Origin of the sequence: Anaerococcus senegalensis JC48 (assembly GCF_000321005.1) — a bacterium.
GTDB classification, from domain to species: domain Bacteria; phylum Bacillota; class Clostridia; order Tissierellales; family Peptoniphilaceae; genus Anaerococcus; species Anaerococcus senegalensis.
The window spans coordinates 141,598-155,949 of sequence record NZ_HE578907.1; the positions used below are offsets into that span (position 1 = coordinate 141,598).

The following is a 14,352-nucleotide window of genomic DNA, read 5'->3' on the forward strand; positions in this document are numbered from 1 at the left end:
AGAAAAAAAAGTTTCAATAGCAAGTCCTGTTAATGGAAAAGTTGTAAAATTAGAAGAAGTTCCAGATCCAGTATTTTCAGAAAAAATGGTTGGTGATGGTTTTGCGGTAATTCCATCCGATGGAGAAATTTTTGCTCCAGTAAGTGGAGAAGTTACACTTCAACCAGAAGGATATCATGCTATAGGAATAAAAACCGATGAAGGAATTGAAGTTTTGGTTCATTTTGGACTTGAAACAGTTGAATTAAAAGGAGATGGTTTTACTTCTCATGTAAAAATTGGTGATAGAGTTAATAAGGGAGATAAAGTTTTATCAGTAGATACTGAAAAAATAAAAGATAAAGTTCCTTCATTAATCACACCTTGTATTGTAGCAAATCTTGAAGAAAATAAATTATCAGAAATAAACTTTGACGCTAAATGTGGAGAAGAAGTTCAAACAGTTACAATTGTTGAATAATTGATAAAATAATTTGTCTGTGATAATATTTTTAAGTAGATAAATTATAATAAATTGGAGGATAAATGAGATTATCGAACTATTATATGCCTACATTAAGAGATGATCCTCAAGATGCAGAAACTCAAAGTCATAAGTTATTGGTAAGAGGAGCATTCATAAGAAAAACTTCATCAGGAGTTTATTCCTACTTACCACTTGGTATGAGAGTAATAAATAAAATAGAAAATATTGTAAGAAAATCTATGGAAAAATATGATTCTATAGAGGTTTCTACATCAGTATTACAAAGTAAAGATATTTGGGAAAAATCTGGTAGATGGCAAAATTTTGGACCAGAAATGTTCAAAATAAAAGATAGACATGACAGAGAATTTTGCTTAGGACCTACAGCAGAAGAACAATTTACATCACTTATAAAAGATGAATTAAATTCATATAAGCAATTACCATTAAATCTTTTTCAAATTGTTTCAAAATTTAGAGATGAAAAAAGACCGAGATTTGGAATAAATAGGTCAAGAGATTTTATAATGAAAGATGCTTATTCATTTGATGTCGATATGCAAGGGTTAGAAAAATCTTACAAAAAAATGTGGGATGCCTATGTAGAAGTTTTTGATGCTTTAGGACTAGATTACAAAATAGTAGAAGGTGATTCAGGAGCTATGGGTGGAAATACAAGTCACGAATTTATGGCTCTTGCAGAAACTGGCGAAGGTGAAATTTTTTATACAGAAAACTCAAATTATGCAGCTACTGATGAATCGGCAAAGTTTTTCTTGGAAATCGATGAGAATGAAGAAGAAAAAGAATTAGAATTAGTTCAAACAAAAGATACAAAAACAATTGAAGAAGTTTCTAATTTTCTTAAAATAGACCAAAATAAATGTGCAAAAGCAGTTGATTTATTAGTTAATGGAAAATCTGTCCTTGTAATTGTTCCTGGAGATAGGGAATTAAATATGGCAAAATTAATTTCATATTTAAAAGTTCCAGAACATGAAATCGAAATGATGGATGATGAAACAATAAGAAAAATTACTGGAGCAGAACCGGGATTTACAGGTCCGAAAGATTTAAAAGAAGATGTTAGAGTAATCGTTGATAAGTCCATCACTAGATATAAAAATTTAGTAATTGGAGCAAACAAAACTGACCATCATTATATAAATGCAAATTATAAAAGAGATTTTGATGGAGAAATTGCAGAAGATTTACTAACAGCCAAAAAAGGCGACCTTTCACAAGATGGAAAAGAAAAACTAAAACTTGCTCGTGGTATAGAAGTTGGAAATATATTCCAATTGGGAACGAAATATTCTCAAAGCCTTGAAGCATATTTTCTAGATGAAAATGGTAAACAAAAACCATTTATTATGGGTTCATATGGAATAGGAATTACAAGGTCTATATCAGCAATAATTGAGCAAAACTATGATGAAAATGGAATAATATGGCCAACAAAAGTTGCACCTTTCCATGCTTGGATAACTCTTGTAAATAAAAATAAAGAAGATCAAAAACAATTAGCCGAAAAAATTTACGAAAAATTGTTAGATCAAGGCATAGAAGTAATGTTAGATGATAGAAAAGAAAGAGCTGGAGTCAAGTTTAATGATAGAGATCTAGTAGGTTGTCCTTATAGAATTACTGTAGGAAAAGATGCTAGTGATGGAATAGTAGAATTTTCAAACAGATCTGATATGGAAAATTTGAAAATGTCATCTGATCAAGCTATAGAAAAAGTAATTACAACTATAAAAAATGATTTATGCAAATAATTGATCATAAAATATCAAAAAAATTTTTAGATGACATATTAATGGATAATTCCAAAATAATTGCTTTATTTCACGCAAATTGGTCTAATTTTTCAATTAAAATTAAAGAAGATTTTTTAAAGGAAGAAGAAGACTCATACAAAAATATAAGAAAAATTATAATAGATATAGACAAAAATAGAGACTTATTAAAAAAAATGGGTATTAATCAAATACCATCTTTAGTATCAATAACTAAGGATAGTCAAAACGAAAATGATTTTAAGATAAAATTATTAAGAAATATTTAAGGAGCGAATATGTTAGTTAATGCAAAAGAAATGTTAGACAAAGCTTATGAAAACGGATATGGTATTGGTCATTTCAATATAAATAACCTTGAATGGACAAAGGCAATCCTTGAAACTTGTGAGGAAAAAAATTCATCAGTAATATTGGGAGTTTCTGAAGGTGCTGCAAAATATATGGGTGGATTTAATGTAGTAGCAAAAATGGTAGAAGGACTTGATAAAGATTTAAATATAACTGTTCCAGTTGCCATTCACTTAGATCATGGAACATATGAAGGAGCTAAAAAAGCACTAGATGCTGGATTTACTTCAATAATGTTTGATGGTTCAAGTCTTCCAATTGACGAAAATGTTGAAAAAACAAAAGAAATAGTTGAACTTTGCCATGCTAAAAACGTATCTGTAGAAGCAGAAGTTGGTGGAATCGGTGGAGAAGAAGATGGAGTTGTTTCTACAGGAGAGTTAGCTGATCCTGAAGAATGTAAAAAAGTAGCTTCTCTAGGAGTAGATTTCTTAGCAGCAGGAATTGGTAACATCCATGGTGTATATCCAGAAAATTGGCAAGGACTAAATTTTGAAAGACTTGAAGAAATAAAAGATGCAGTTGGAAAACTTCCTCTAGTTCTTCATGGTGGTACAGGAATTCCTGAAGAACAAGTTAAAAAAGCTATCGAAAGAGGAGTTTCAAAAATCAATATTAATACTGAATGTCAAATAGTATTTACAGAAGCTACAAGAAAATATTTTGAAGAAAATAAAGATAAAGAAGCTAAAGGATTTGATCCAAGAAAAGTATTAAAACCAGGATTTGAAGCTATTAAAGATAAAGTAAGAGAAAAAATTGAATTTTTTGAATGTGAAAATTCAGCAAAATAAAAATTAATTCGGAGCCTTTGGGCTCCTTATATTTTTATGAAAAAGGAAAAATATGGATATAGATTTAAATAAATTAGATAGATTAAAGCTTGATGAATTAAAACAAATTGCAAAAGATCTTTCTATAAAATCTGTTTCATCTTATAGGAAAAATGATTTAATTGAACTCATTAAAGATACATATGAAGATGAGTCTTTAGAAGAAAAAAATCATTCTAATGAAATAAATGATCACAATGATAATTTTGACTTAGGTGAAAAATTTAATTGTGAAGGAATTTTAGATCTTCATGAAGATGGATTTGGATTTTTAAGAACAGAACACTACGAATCAAGTAATGACGATATATATGTTTCTCCTAAACAGGTAAAAATGTTTAGATTAAAAACAGGCGATCTTATTAAAGGAATTGCTAGAGTAAAAAAAATAAAGATAAATTTTCTCCATTAATTTTTGTATCAGATGTTAATGGCCTAAAGGCAGCTGATGCTTTTAATAGGTCAAATTTTGAATCACTCACACCAATTTACCCAAACCAAAGATTAAAACTTGAAACAAGTAAGGATAACATATCTCAAAGAATTATAGATATAATCGCTCCAATTGGAAGAGGACAAAGAGGACTTATAGTATCCCAACCTAAAGCTGGAAAAACTACCTTAATTAAAGATATTGAATATGCCTTGGAAAAAAACTTTGATGATCTAAAAATTTTGGTTTTATTAATTGATGAAAGACCAGAAGAGGTTACTGATTTTAAAAGATTTGTAAATCAATACAGAGATAAAGACAATCGATTAACAAGAACAGAAGTGGCTGCGTCAACTTTTGATAAGGCTCCACAAAACCATATTTATATGCAAGAAATGGTACTTGAAAGAGCAAAAAGATTGGTTGAAGATAATAAAGATGTTGTTATTTTATTAGATTCAATCACAAGACTTGCAAGAGCCTACAATATTATGACTCCACAATCAGGAAAAACTTTATCAGGTGGACTAGATCCTTTAGCTCTTATTGGACCAAAGAAATTTTTTGGAGCTGCTAGAAATATAGAAAATGGTGGATCTCTTACAATTATTGCAACATCGCTTATTGATACAGGTTCTAGAATGGATGATATGGTTTATGAAGAATTTAAGGGAACGGGAAACATGGAATTACATCTAGATAGAAATCTTGCTCAAAAAAGAATATTCCCAGCTATAGATATTGAAAAATCATCTACTAGAAAAGATAACTTATTATTATCAAATGATGAGATAGATGCTGCATTTAAAATTAGAAATTCAGTAATGAAAGACAAGGTAGAATTTACTAATGAATTTATAAATTTAATAAAGAAATGTAAAACAAATGATGAATTTATAGAACTTATTAACAAAACTTACAAAAATTAATAGTAAAATAATAATAGAGATTAATTAAAGTTAGGATTTTTTTATGAAAGTTAGAACAAAGACTATATTAAATATAACAAGTATTCTTATAATTTTGATTTCTATTTATTTGGGATATAAAGGTTATAAGATGCAAATATTTACATCTGTATCAAGTCTTCAAAATTTTTTACAAAAATATGGAATTTGGGCTCCTATTATTTTTATGCTTTTACAAATAATTCAAATAATTATTCCTGTAATACCTGGTGGAATCACAACGGCTTTTGGAGTAGTTATGTTTGGCCCATTTTGGGGATTTGTTTATAATTATATTTCTATTTGCCTAGGATCAATAATAGTTTTTTTGATTTCTAGATTTTTTGGAAAAGAAGTTGTTCTGGCTATTTTTGGTGAAGAGAACTTCAAAAAATATGATAAGTGGTTAAATCACGAAAAATATGATAAATTTTTTGCGTGGGCGATATTACTACCAGTAGCTCCTGACGATTTTTTGTGTTATTTTTCGGGACTTACAGATATGAAGTTAAAAACTTTTATAAAAATTATTATTTTTTGTAAACCACCTTCAATTTTTATATATTCAATGGGACTAGTTTTAGGAATTAAAACAATATTTAAAAGTTTTGCTTGAAATATAAATATTCGTATGGTATAATCATTATTGCTTATTGAAAGAGACAAGAAGAGGTGTTTATATGAAAAAAGAACTACATCCAGAATACCACCAAGCAAAAGTTACTTGCACATCATGTGGTAATGAATTCACTGTTGGTTCAACAGAAGAAGAAATCAAAGTTGAAGTATGTTCACAATGCCATCCATTCTATACAGGAAAACAAAGATTTTCTGACCGTGGTGGTAATGTTGAGAAATTCAATAAAAAATATGGAAGAAATAAATAAGGTTAGGTTTCTAACCTTATTTTTTATATGTATTTATGAAAATTAAAGATATTTTAGAAAAAGAAAATGATGATTTGATCATTGCTCTTACATATTTATTAAATACAAATAAAAATCTTTTATATGTTTATAGAGAAGAAAATATAAATAAAGATATAGAAGAAAGACTTTTAAAGATACAAGATAAGATTAGTAAAGGATATCCACTCCAATATGCAATTGGTAGGTGGAATTTTTATGGTCTAGATTTATTAGTTGATAAAAGAGCTCTAATACCAAGATATGAAACAGAAATTCTTGTAGATATGATTATCAATGATAAGGTAAAAAAAGGTAGGATTTTAGATATAGGATCAGGATCAGGAGCTATTTCTTTGGCTCTTTCCTATAATTTGAAAAATTCAAAGGTTCTTGGAGTTGATATTTCTAAGGATGCTATCGATCTTTCTAAGGAAAATAAAAAAAATCTTTCTATTAATAATGTTGAGTTTAAAGAAAGTGATATTTTTTCAAATGTAGAAGGGGAATTTGATATCATCGTATCAAATCCACCTTATATAAATAAGAAAGATTTTGAAAACTTAGATAAAAAATTATCTTATGAACCACAAAATGCCCTTTTGGGTGGAGTTGATGGCCTATTTTTTTATAGAAAAATAATTTCAAATGCTAAAAAATTTTTAAGTAAAAATGGTAAAATATATTTAGAGATAGGATATGACCAAAAAGATTCTATAATTAGTTTATTAAAAGAAGATGGATATAAGGATATTAAATCATATAAAGATTTTAATGATTTTGATAGAATTATTAAGGCTTGTATCTAAGGAGGATATATGTTAGAAAATTTAGAACATATGAGAGAAAACTTCAAGGAATTAGAAAAAAAACTAGCTGATCCTGAAGTTTTATCTGATACTGATAAGTTTAAAAAAGTTTCAAGAGAATACAATCAATTAAAACCAATTGTAGAAAAATATAATCAAATAACATCAGCTGAAGATATGATTGAAGAGAATAATGAACTTTTAAAAGAAGCTGAAGATAGTGAAATGATAGATCTTTTAAAAACAGAAATAGAAGAAAACAAAAAAAATCTTGAAAAATATAATGAAGATTTAAAAGTTCTTCTAATTCCAAAAGATCCTAACGACCATAAAGATGTAATTGTAGAGATTAGAGCAGGAGCAGGTGGAGAAGAAGCTGGTCTTTTTGCGGGTAATCTTTATAGAATGTATCATATGTATGCAGATAAGCAAAAATATAAAACTGAAGATATAGATGTATCAAGCCAGGGAATTGGTGGAATGAAAGAAGCTACTTTTATTGTTAGAGGTGAAGGTGCTTATTCAAAATTAAAATATGAATCGGGAGTTCACAGAGTACAAAGAGTCCCTGAAACTGAATCTGGTGGAAGAATTCACACATCAACAGCAACTGTTGCAGTTTTGCCTGAAGCAGATGAGGTTGATATAAAAATAGATCCAAATGATATAAGAACAGATGTTTATAGGTCAAGTGGAAATGGTGGACAAAGTGTAAATACAACAGATTCTGCTGTAAGACTTACTCACATTCCAACAGGACTTGTAGTAACTTGTCAAGATGAAAAATCTCAAATAAAAAATAAAGACAAGGCAATGCGAGTTTTAAGGGCAAGACTATATGAGATAGAAGAGCAAAAAAGACAAAAAGAAATTTCAGATAACAGAAAATCTCAAGTAGGAACTGGAGATAGGTCTGAAAGAATTAGAACCTACAATTATCCACAAGGAAGAATTACAGATCACAGGATAAATAAAACTATTTATCAATTAGATGATTTCTTAGATGGAAATATTGAAGAAATGATTGAATCATTAATAACTGAAGACCAAACTAGAAAATTAAAGACAATGGGAGAAGATTAATTGTTTAATTTTCTTGCAAGAAGGTTTGTAGATGACTACGAATCTATAGAAGATGAAAATGTTAGATTAAAATTAATTTCTCTTTCAGGATTTATTGGGATTTTAATCAATGCATTTTTGTTTATTTTAAAGGTAAGTATAGGTCTTATTTCATCATCTTCAGCAATTTTAGGTGATGCTTTTAATAATATGAGTGATTCTCTTACAAGTTTAATTACCTTAGTTGGAGCTAAAGCAAGTAGCAAGCCAGCAGATATTAAACATCCATATGGTCATGGAAGAAGTGAATATATAGCAAGTTTTTTAGTATCTATTCTTATTATGATTGTTGGATTTTTCTTATTTACAAGTTCAGTTGAAAGTTTTTATAAAGGAAATTTGCCAAAATTATCAAATTTAAGCATTATAATTTTGATTTTTTCTCTAGTATTTAAAATTTATATTTATATTTTAAATAAAAATCTAGATAAAAAATTAGATTCAAAATTAAATTTTGCAGTAATGATAGATGCAAGAAATGATATACTTTCAACAATATCAATCATTTTAGCAGTTATTTTGCAAAAGTATATTAAATTTAACTTAGATTCACTCTTAGGAATAATTTTATCTATTATTGTTTTTAAACCTGGTATGGATTTATTTTTAGATACTATTGATAAACTTCTTGGAAGAGGAATAGGAGCTGATCTTCACAAAAAAATTGAAGATATAATTATGGATGGAGATTTTGTTCATGGTTATCATGATTTAAAAATTCATGAATATGGTAGAGGAATACTTGTAGGTAGTTGCGATGTTGAAGTACCATCAAATATAAGTGTAGGTATAATGCATCAGGCTGTAACAAATATTGAACTTAGACTTAAAGATGAGTTAAATATTTCTATAACCATACATATGGACCCAACTTATTGTTTGATAGAAAATGAAGAAAACAAAAAACTTATTGAAAAATTAAGAAAGTCAGTGAAAAATGGAAACAGAGATATTGAAAATAGATAGAGAAAATTTGGATGAGAATATTTTTAAACATGCAGCAAAGATTATAAAAAAAGGAGAGCTTGTAGCTTTTCCAACAGAAACTGTATATGGTCTAGGTGCTGATGGATTAAACCCTGAAGCTTCTAGAAAAATTTTTAAAGCTAAAAACAGACCAGAAGATAATCCTCTAATTCTTCATATAGATGAGGATTATAAATTAGACGAGTTAGTTGAAAAAGTAGATGATAGAACAAAATTTTTAATAAAAAATCTTTGGCCTGGTCCTCTTACGGTAATACTTAAAAAAAGCTCAAAAATTCCTGATATTATCACTGGTGGAGGTCAAACAGTTGCCATAAGAAGGCCAAAAGATAAACTAGCTCGAGAATTTATAAAATATTGTGATAGACCAATAGCGGCTCCTTCTGCAAATATTTCAGGTAGACCATCACCAACAAATGCAAATGATGTATTTTATGATATGGATGGTAGAATTCCCTTGATTATTGATGGAGGAAGTTCAGATATTGGAATAGAATCTACAGTAATAGATATGAGCCTAGAAAATCCTTGCATTTTAAGACCAGGATATTATACTTATGAATATATAAAAAAATTTATCCCTAATGTTTGTTTAGATGATTCATTAGTTGATGATACAAAAGTACCAAGGTCTCCAGGTCAAAAATATAAGCATTATGCACCGAATGCTCAAATGAAAGTTTTTGTTGGTGAAAAAAGTGTAGAAAAAATAGAAAATTTAGCCTTAAAATATAAAAATGATGGAAAAAAAGTAGGAATTTTAGTTTTTGATAAAGATACTGAAAAATTCTCATCCTTTACTACACTTTCTTTAGGAAATAAAGATAATTTAATAGAAATGAGTCATGTACTTTTTGAAGCACTAAGAGACCTTGATAGAAAAGGTGTTGACATAATTCTTGCCGAGGGTGTTGAGGAAATTGGACTTGGAAAGAGTATAATGAATAGGATGAAAAAGTCAGCATCAGGAAATATTATTAATTTATAAAGGAGAAATGATGGGTAAAGTAACAGTTTTAGATCATCCAGTGATCAAACATAAGATTTCAATTTTAAGAGATAAAAATACGGGTTCTAACGAATTCAGATCTATAATAAAAGAAATTACAATTTTATTAGCCTATGAAGCTAGTAAAGATTTTACTTTAGAAGAATTTGATTTAGAAACTCCAATTTGTAAAACAACAGGTTATAGACTTTCAGGAAAAAAACTTGGTATTATTCCAATTTTGAGAGCAGGTCTTGGAATGGTTGATGGTCTTATTGAAGTTTTCCCAGCAGCTAGAGTTGGTCATATTGGAATGTACAGGGATGAAGAAACAATGAAGCCAGTTGAATATTATTTGAAAATTCCTAAAGATTCAAATAAAAGAGATATGTTAGTAATAGATCCAATGCTTGCAACTGGTGGTTCAGCTTGTGATGCTATCCAAAGATTAAAAGAAAAAGGATGTACATCTTTGAAATTACTAAATATCATTGCTGCACCAGAGGGAATAAAAAAAGTTCAAGAAGAACATCCGGATGTAGATATTTATATAGCACAATTAGATGAAGAATTAAATGATGATTGCTATATACTACCAGGTCTAGGAGATGCTGGAGATAGATTGTTTGGAACTAAATAAGGGGATAATATGAGTAAAGAAGAAGTATTAGTAGTCAGAAAAAATGGGCCTTTAAAAGGTGAGGTCTATATTTCTGGAGCAAAAAATTCTGCTCTTCCAATTCTTGCTGCAAGTTTGTTAGCAACAGAAGAAGTGATCTTAGATGAGGTTCCAAAATTAAAAGATATAGAAGTAATGGTAGAAATTTTAAAAAGTTTAAATGCTAAGGTTGAATACATTACTGAAACAAGTCTTAGAATTGACTCCTCAAATGTTGATAAATTTGAAACTCCATTTGAATTAATGGATAAAATGAGAGCATCTTTTATAGTGATGGGACCACTTTTATCAAGGTTTGGACACGCTGTAACAAAAGCACCAGGTGGTTGTAATATAGGAAAAAGACCTATAGATTTACATTTAAAGGGTTTTGAAGCTTTAGGCGCAAATACAACTATGAATCATGAAGAAATATCATCAAAAACAAAAAATGGACTAAAAGGTGATGTTATTTATTTAGATTTTCCATCAGTTGGCGCAACTGAAAATATAATGATGGCTGCGACAATGGCTGAAGGTGAAACTGTAATTGAAAATGCGGCGAAAGAACCAGAAATTGTTGATTTAGCATCATTTTTATCAAAAATGGGTGCAAAAATAACAGGAGCTGGTACATCAAATATTATTATAAAAGGTGTAGAAAAATTAAAAGGTACAAGACATACTATTGTTCCAGATAGAATTGAAGCAGCAACATATATGTTAGCAGCTGCAATTACTGGTGGAGACATAACAGTAAAAAATGTTTTAGGATCACATATTAGACCTATTATTGCTAAGTTAATTGAAATTGGTGTCGAAATTGAGGAAATTGAGGATGAAGATATAATTAGAGTTAAGGCTTCAAAGAAGTTAAAGTCTACTAATATAAAAACTCTACCTTATCCAGGATTTCCTACAGATGTTCAATCACAATTCATGGCATTGATGACAGTTTGTAAAGGTGAATCTTCTGTTGTAGAAACTGTTTTTGAAAATAGATTTATGCATGTTGATGAATTAAAGAAAATGGGTGCTGCAATAATTACTGAGGGTAATAGGGCTGTAATTGTTGGAGTAGATAAACTTCAAGGAGCAGAAGTTAAAGCTACAGATTTAAGAGCAGGTGCTGCTCTTATACTAGCAGGACTTGTAGCTGATGGAGAAACAATAATATCAAATATTTATCATATCGATAGAGGATACAGCGATTTAATTGAAAAGTTTACAAAACTTGGTGCTCTTATTAAAAGAAAACAGGTAAATTAATAATGAAATTTGAAGGCATAATAAAAAGTATAATTTATAGAAATGAAGAAAATGGATATACAGTTTTATCCTTAGAAACTTCCGATTCTCCTATAACTTGTACTGGTATTATGCCTTTTTTTAATGAAAATGATCAAATTATCGTGGAAGGCGAATTAATTTATCATGACAAATATGGAGAGCAAATAAATGTAGAAAGTGCTAGGATAAAAAAACCTTCAGACAAAAAAGCAATTATTTCTTATCTTTCTAGTGGAAATATTGAGTTAATTGGCAAAAAAACTGCTGAATTAATTTATGAAAAATTTGGGGACAAATCTATTGATGTTGTTTTTAATGAATCTGAAAAACTTTTATCTATACAAGGAATTGGCAAGAAAAAACTTGAAAAAATAAAAGAATCTACGATTGAGGCTAGAGATAGTAGGGAGGCTTTATTATATCTTCAAGGTTTAAATATTTCTTTTAACTTATCAAATAAAATTTACAAAGCTTATGGAGATAATACAATTTCAATTGTAAAAACAAATCCATATAAATTATCTGAAGATATTTCAGGAATTGGTTTTATAATGGCTGATACTATAGCTATGAATATGCAGATGAAAACTGATTCTAAATTTAGGATTTCTGCTGCTCTTTCTTATGTTTTAAAAAATGATGCAGAAATGACAGGATCTTGTACTATTAGTCTTGATGATTTAATTGATAAGACATTTTCATTGATTAAAGTTGATAAAGATAAAATTAAAGACCAAATTAATGAAGATTTGTTAAAATCAAAAATTCAAATTATGAAAATTGAAAACAAAGAATTTGTATATGATAAGGAAATTTATAAGGCAGAAAAGTCTGCCGCTATAAATCTTTCAAGACTTAAAAATGAAAAATATAATTTTGATGTAGAAATAAATGAAGATTTGGATGTTTTTTCTAAAGAGCAGCAAGTTGCAATAAATGAAGCTTTTAATAATATGCTCTTGGTAATTACTGGAGGCCCTGGTACTGGAAAAACTACTATAATAAAGGCTATCTGTAATATTTTAGATGATAATAATTTAAAATTTAATCTTGCGGCTCCAACTGGGAGAGCGGCAAAAAGAATGCAGGAATCTACAGAAAATTCTGCCTTAACTATACATAGATTAATTGGAATAAAACCAGAAAGTCCAATTCCAGAATACAATGAAGAAAATAAATTAGAATGCCATTATGTTATAGTAGATGAAGTATCAATGGTTGATATTAAATTGATGGATAAATTACTAAAAGCATTATCTTCTAATACTGCCCTTATTTTGGTAGGAGATCATAACCAACTTCCAAGTGTGGGTCCAGGTAATGTTTTGAAAGATATTTTGGATACTGATATTAAATCTGTTAGATTAAAAAAAATATTTAGACAAGCTCAAGAAAGTAATATTGTAGTTAATGCTCACAGAATAAATGATGGTTTGTATCCAATTTTAAATCAAAAAAATAAGGATTTTTTCTTTATAGATTCAAATTCTAATAAATTTCAAAAAGATATTTTAGACTTGGTTAAAAATAGGTTGCCAAATTATTATAAGCTTGACCCTATAAATGATATACAAATTCTAGCTCCAAGCAAAAAATCTTCTTGGGGTGTCCTTAATTTAAATAATGTTTTACAAGAAAATTTAAATAAAAACCCTAAGTTTTTAAAAATTAATAATAGAATTTTTAAATTGAAGGATAAGGTAATGCAGGTTAGAAATAATTATGACCTTGAGAGTTTAGATCCAAGTAATTTTGATGATGGGGTATATAATGGTGATATTGGAAGAATTATTGAAATTGATAAGGAAAGGGAATCTTTAAAAATAGAATTTTATGATGGAAATATTGTTGCTTATAAAAAAGAAGATATTAAGGATTTAGATTTATCTTATGCAATAACAATTCACAAATCTCAAGGTTCTGAATTTGATTGTGTTGTAATTCCAATGATGCCAACTTCTTTTATGCTTTTAAATAGAAATTTATTATATACAGCAATTACTAGGGCAAAGAAATTAGTAATTTTAATTGGTGAAAAAAGAATTTTAAAACAGATGGTAAGAAATAATAAGGGATCGCAAAGACTTACGAATTTGAGTTTTTGGATAAAAGAGTTATCAGAGGCATTAAAATGATAGGAAATTTTTTATTTTTGGATGATGACTTGTGTTTATTTTGTAAAGAAGAAGAAAAGGAAGAATATTTTTTGTGTGAATCTTGTCTAAATAAATTAGATTTTGTTGATAATGAATTTGAAATTTTAGGTTGTAGGGCAAGGGTTCTTTATTTTTATAATTCTTTTATGGCAAGTCTTATTGGAGATTATAAGTTTAATAGAAATACTTCCCTTTATAAAGTTTTTGGTGAAATGGTCTTTTCTTATATTAAAGAAAAATCAATGGATAATTTTGATTATATTCTTACAACTCCATCATCAAAATCTGTTTTGAAAAATAGGGGATTTGATCATGTAAAACTTATTTGCGATTACTTTATAAATAAAACTAATATGGAATATTTAGAAAATTTTAAAAAAATAAAAAATACCAAGGCTCAACATCAATTATCAAGAGAAGATAGGGCAGAAAATCTGAGAAATTCTTTTGCTTTTAATGGGGATTTAACTAGTAAAAATATTTTGATCTTTGATGATATTATTACAAGTTCTAATACTGTTAAGGAAATTATAAGAACAATTGAAAAGGCAAGTCCAAAAAAAATTGAAATTTTAGCCCTTGCTTCAAGTCATAGGGTAAAAAAATAA

14 protein-coding genes and 1 pseudogene are annotated in these 14,352 nt (G+C 28.3%); all 15 read left to right on the forward strand.

Going from position 1 to position 14,352, the window contains the following annotated elements; translation table 11 throughout:
- Positions 1 to 16: 16 nt before the first annotated feature.
- The 15 genes and pseudogenes from ASHG_RS00790 (at position 17) to ASHG_RS00860 (ending at position 14,352) form a co-directional block, all read left to right on the forward strand.
- Positions 17 to 460: a PTS sugar transporter subunit IIA gene (locus ASHG_RS00790; protein ID WP_244264267.1), complete on the forward strand. Its 444-nt coding sequence runs from the start codon at positions 17 to 19 to the stop codon at positions 458 to 460.
- Positions 461 to 525: 65 nt separating this feature from the next.
- Positions 526 to 2,244: a proline--tRNA ligase gene (locus ASHG_RS00795; protein ID WP_040396859.1), complete on the forward strand. Its 1,719-nt coding sequence runs from the start codon at positions 526 to 528 to the stop codon at positions 2,242 to 2,244.
- Positions 2,235 to 2,534, forward strand: coding sequence for a thioredoxin domain-containing protein (locus ASHG_RS00800; RefSeq protein ID WP_040396860.1), 300 nt, complete (start codon positions 2,235 to 2,237; stop codon positions 2,532 to 2,534). The genes ASHG_RS00795 and ASHG_RS00800 overlap by 10 nt, the downstream gene beginning before the upstream one ends.
- 9 nt (positions 2,535 to 2,543) lie before the next feature.
- Complete coding sequence (fba, locus tag ASHG_RS00805) at positions 2,544 to 3,410, forward strand: class II fructose-1,6-bisphosphate aldolase (RefSeq protein ID WP_040396861.1); 867 nt, start codon at positions 2,544 to 2,546, stop codon at positions 3,408 to 3,410.
- Positions 3,411 to 3,462: 52 nt separating this feature from the next.
- Positions 3,463 to 4,811 (forward strand): annotated as a pseudogene (rho, locus tag ASHG_RS00810) (transcription termination factor Rho).
- A 43-nt stretch (positions 4,812 to 4,854) separates the two neighbouring features.
- Entirely contained in the window at positions 4,855 to 5,445 is a 591-nt protein-coding gene (locus tag ASHG_RS00815) for a TVP38/TMEM64 family protein (protein ID WP_040396862.1), read from the forward strand.
- A gap of 64 nt (positions 5,446 to 5,509) precedes the next feature.
- Entirely contained in the window at positions 5,510 to 5,716 is a 207-nt protein-coding gene (rpmE, locus tag ASHG_RS00820; RefSeq protein ID WP_004839030.1) for a 50S ribosomal protein L31, read from the forward strand.
- Between the two features lie 35 nt (positions 5,717 to 5,751).
- Positions 5,752 to 6,543, forward strand: coding sequence for a peptide chain release factor N(5)-glutamine methyltransferase (gene prmC, locus ASHG_RS00825; RefSeq protein WP_040396867.1), 792 nt, complete (start codon positions 5,752 to 5,754; stop codon positions 6,541 to 6,543).
- A gap of 9 nt (positions 6,544 to 6,552) precedes the next feature.
- Positions 6,553 to 7,626, forward strand: coding sequence for a peptide chain release factor 1 (gene prfA / locus ASHG_RS00830; protein ID WP_040396869.1), 1,074 nt, complete (start codon positions 6,553 to 6,555; stop codon positions 7,624 to 7,626).
- The gene (locus ASHG_RS00835) at positions 7,627 to 8,631 is read left to right on the forward strand and encodes a cation diffusion facilitator family transporter (protein ID WP_040396871.1); all 1,005 of its coding nucleotides are present in this window, start codon (positions 7,627 to 7,629) and stop codon (positions 8,629 to 8,631) included.
- On the forward strand, positions 8,603 to 9,640 hold the full coding sequence (locus ASHG_RS00840) for an L-threonylcarbamoyladenylate synthase (protein WP_040396873.1): 1,038 nt from the start codon (positions 8,603 to 8,605) through the stop codon (positions 9,638 to 9,640). Before ASHG_RS00835 ends, ASHG_RS00840 begins: the two co-directional genes overlap by 29 nt.
- A 10-nt stretch (positions 9,641 to 9,650) precedes the next feature.
- The gene (gene upp, locus ASHG_RS00845; RefSeq protein ID WP_040396875.1) at positions 9,651 to 10,280 is read left to right on the forward strand and encodes a uracil phosphoribosyltransferase; all 630 of its coding nucleotides are present in this window, start codon (positions 9,651 to 9,653) and stop codon (positions 10,278 to 10,280) included.
- 9 nt (positions 10,281 to 10,289) lie between these two features.
- Entirely contained in the window at positions 10,290 to 11,567 is a 1,278-nt protein-coding gene (gene murA / locus ASHG_RS00850; RefSeq protein ID WP_040396876.1) for a UDP-N-acetylglucosamine 1-carboxyvinyltransferase, read from the forward strand.
- 2 nt (positions 11,568 to 11,569) lie between these two features.
- Entirely contained in the window at positions 11,570 to 13,723 is a 2,154-nt protein-coding gene (gene recD2, locus ASHG_RS00855) for an SF1B family DNA helicase RecD2 (RefSeq protein WP_040396877.1), read from the forward strand.
- Positions 13,720 to 14,352: a ComF family protein gene (locus ASHG_RS00860; protein WP_040396878.1), complete on the forward strand. Its 633-nt coding sequence runs from the start codon at positions 13,720 to 13,722 to the stop codon at positions 14,350 to 14,352. The genes recD2 and ASHG_RS00860 overlap by 4 nt, the downstream gene beginning before the upstream one ends.

What these genes read in the sequence shown, in the direction of transcription:
- ASHG_RS00795 (WP_040396859.1), top strand. Translation starts at nt 526, where the DNA reads ATGAGATTATCGAACTATTATATGCCTACATTAAGAGATGATCCTCAA.
- ASHG_RS00800 (WP_040396860.1), top strand. Translation starts at nt 2,235, where the DNA reads ATGCAAATAATTGATCATAAAATATCAAAAAAATTTTTAGATGACATA.
- fba (WP_040396861.1), top strand. Translation starts at nt 2,544, where the DNA reads ATGTTAGTTAATGCAAAAGAAATGTTAGACAAAGCTTATGAAAACGGA.
- ASHG_RS00815 (WP_040396862.1), top strand. Translation starts at nt 4,855, where the DNA reads ATGAAAGTTAGAACAAAGACTATATTAAATATAACAAGTATTCTTATA.
- rpmE (WP_004839030.1), top strand. Translation starts at nt 5,510, where the DNA reads ATGAAAAAAGAACTACATCCAGAATACCACCAAGCAAAAGTTACTTGC.
- prmC (WP_040396867.1), top strand. Translation starts at nt 5,752, where the DNA reads ATGAAAATTAAAGATATTTTAGAAAAAGAAAATGATGATTTGATCATT.
- prfA (WP_040396869.1), top strand. Translation starts at nt 6,553, where the DNA reads ATGTTAGAAAATTTAGAACATATGAGAGAAAACTTCAAGGAATTAGAA.
- ASHG_RS00840 (WP_040396873.1), top strand. Translation starts at nt 8,603, where the DNA reads ATGGAAACAGAGATATTGAAAATAGATAGAGAAAATTTGGATGAGAAT.
- upp (WP_040396875.1), top strand. Translation starts at nt 9,651, where the DNA reads ATGGGTAAAGTAACAGTTTTAGATCATCCAGTGATCAAACATAAGATT.
- murA (WP_040396876.1), top strand. Translation starts at nt 10,290, where the DNA reads ATGAGTAAAGAAGAAGTATTAGTAGTCAGAAAAAATGGGCCTTTAAAA.
- recD2 (WP_040396877.1), top strand. Translation starts at nt 11,570, where the DNA reads ATGAAATTTGAAGGCATAATAAAAAGTATAATTTATAGAAATGAAGAA.
- ASHG_RS00860 (WP_040396878.1), top strand. Translation starts at nt 13,720, where the DNA reads ATGATAGGAAATTTTTTATTTTTGGATGATGACTTGTGTTTATTTTGT.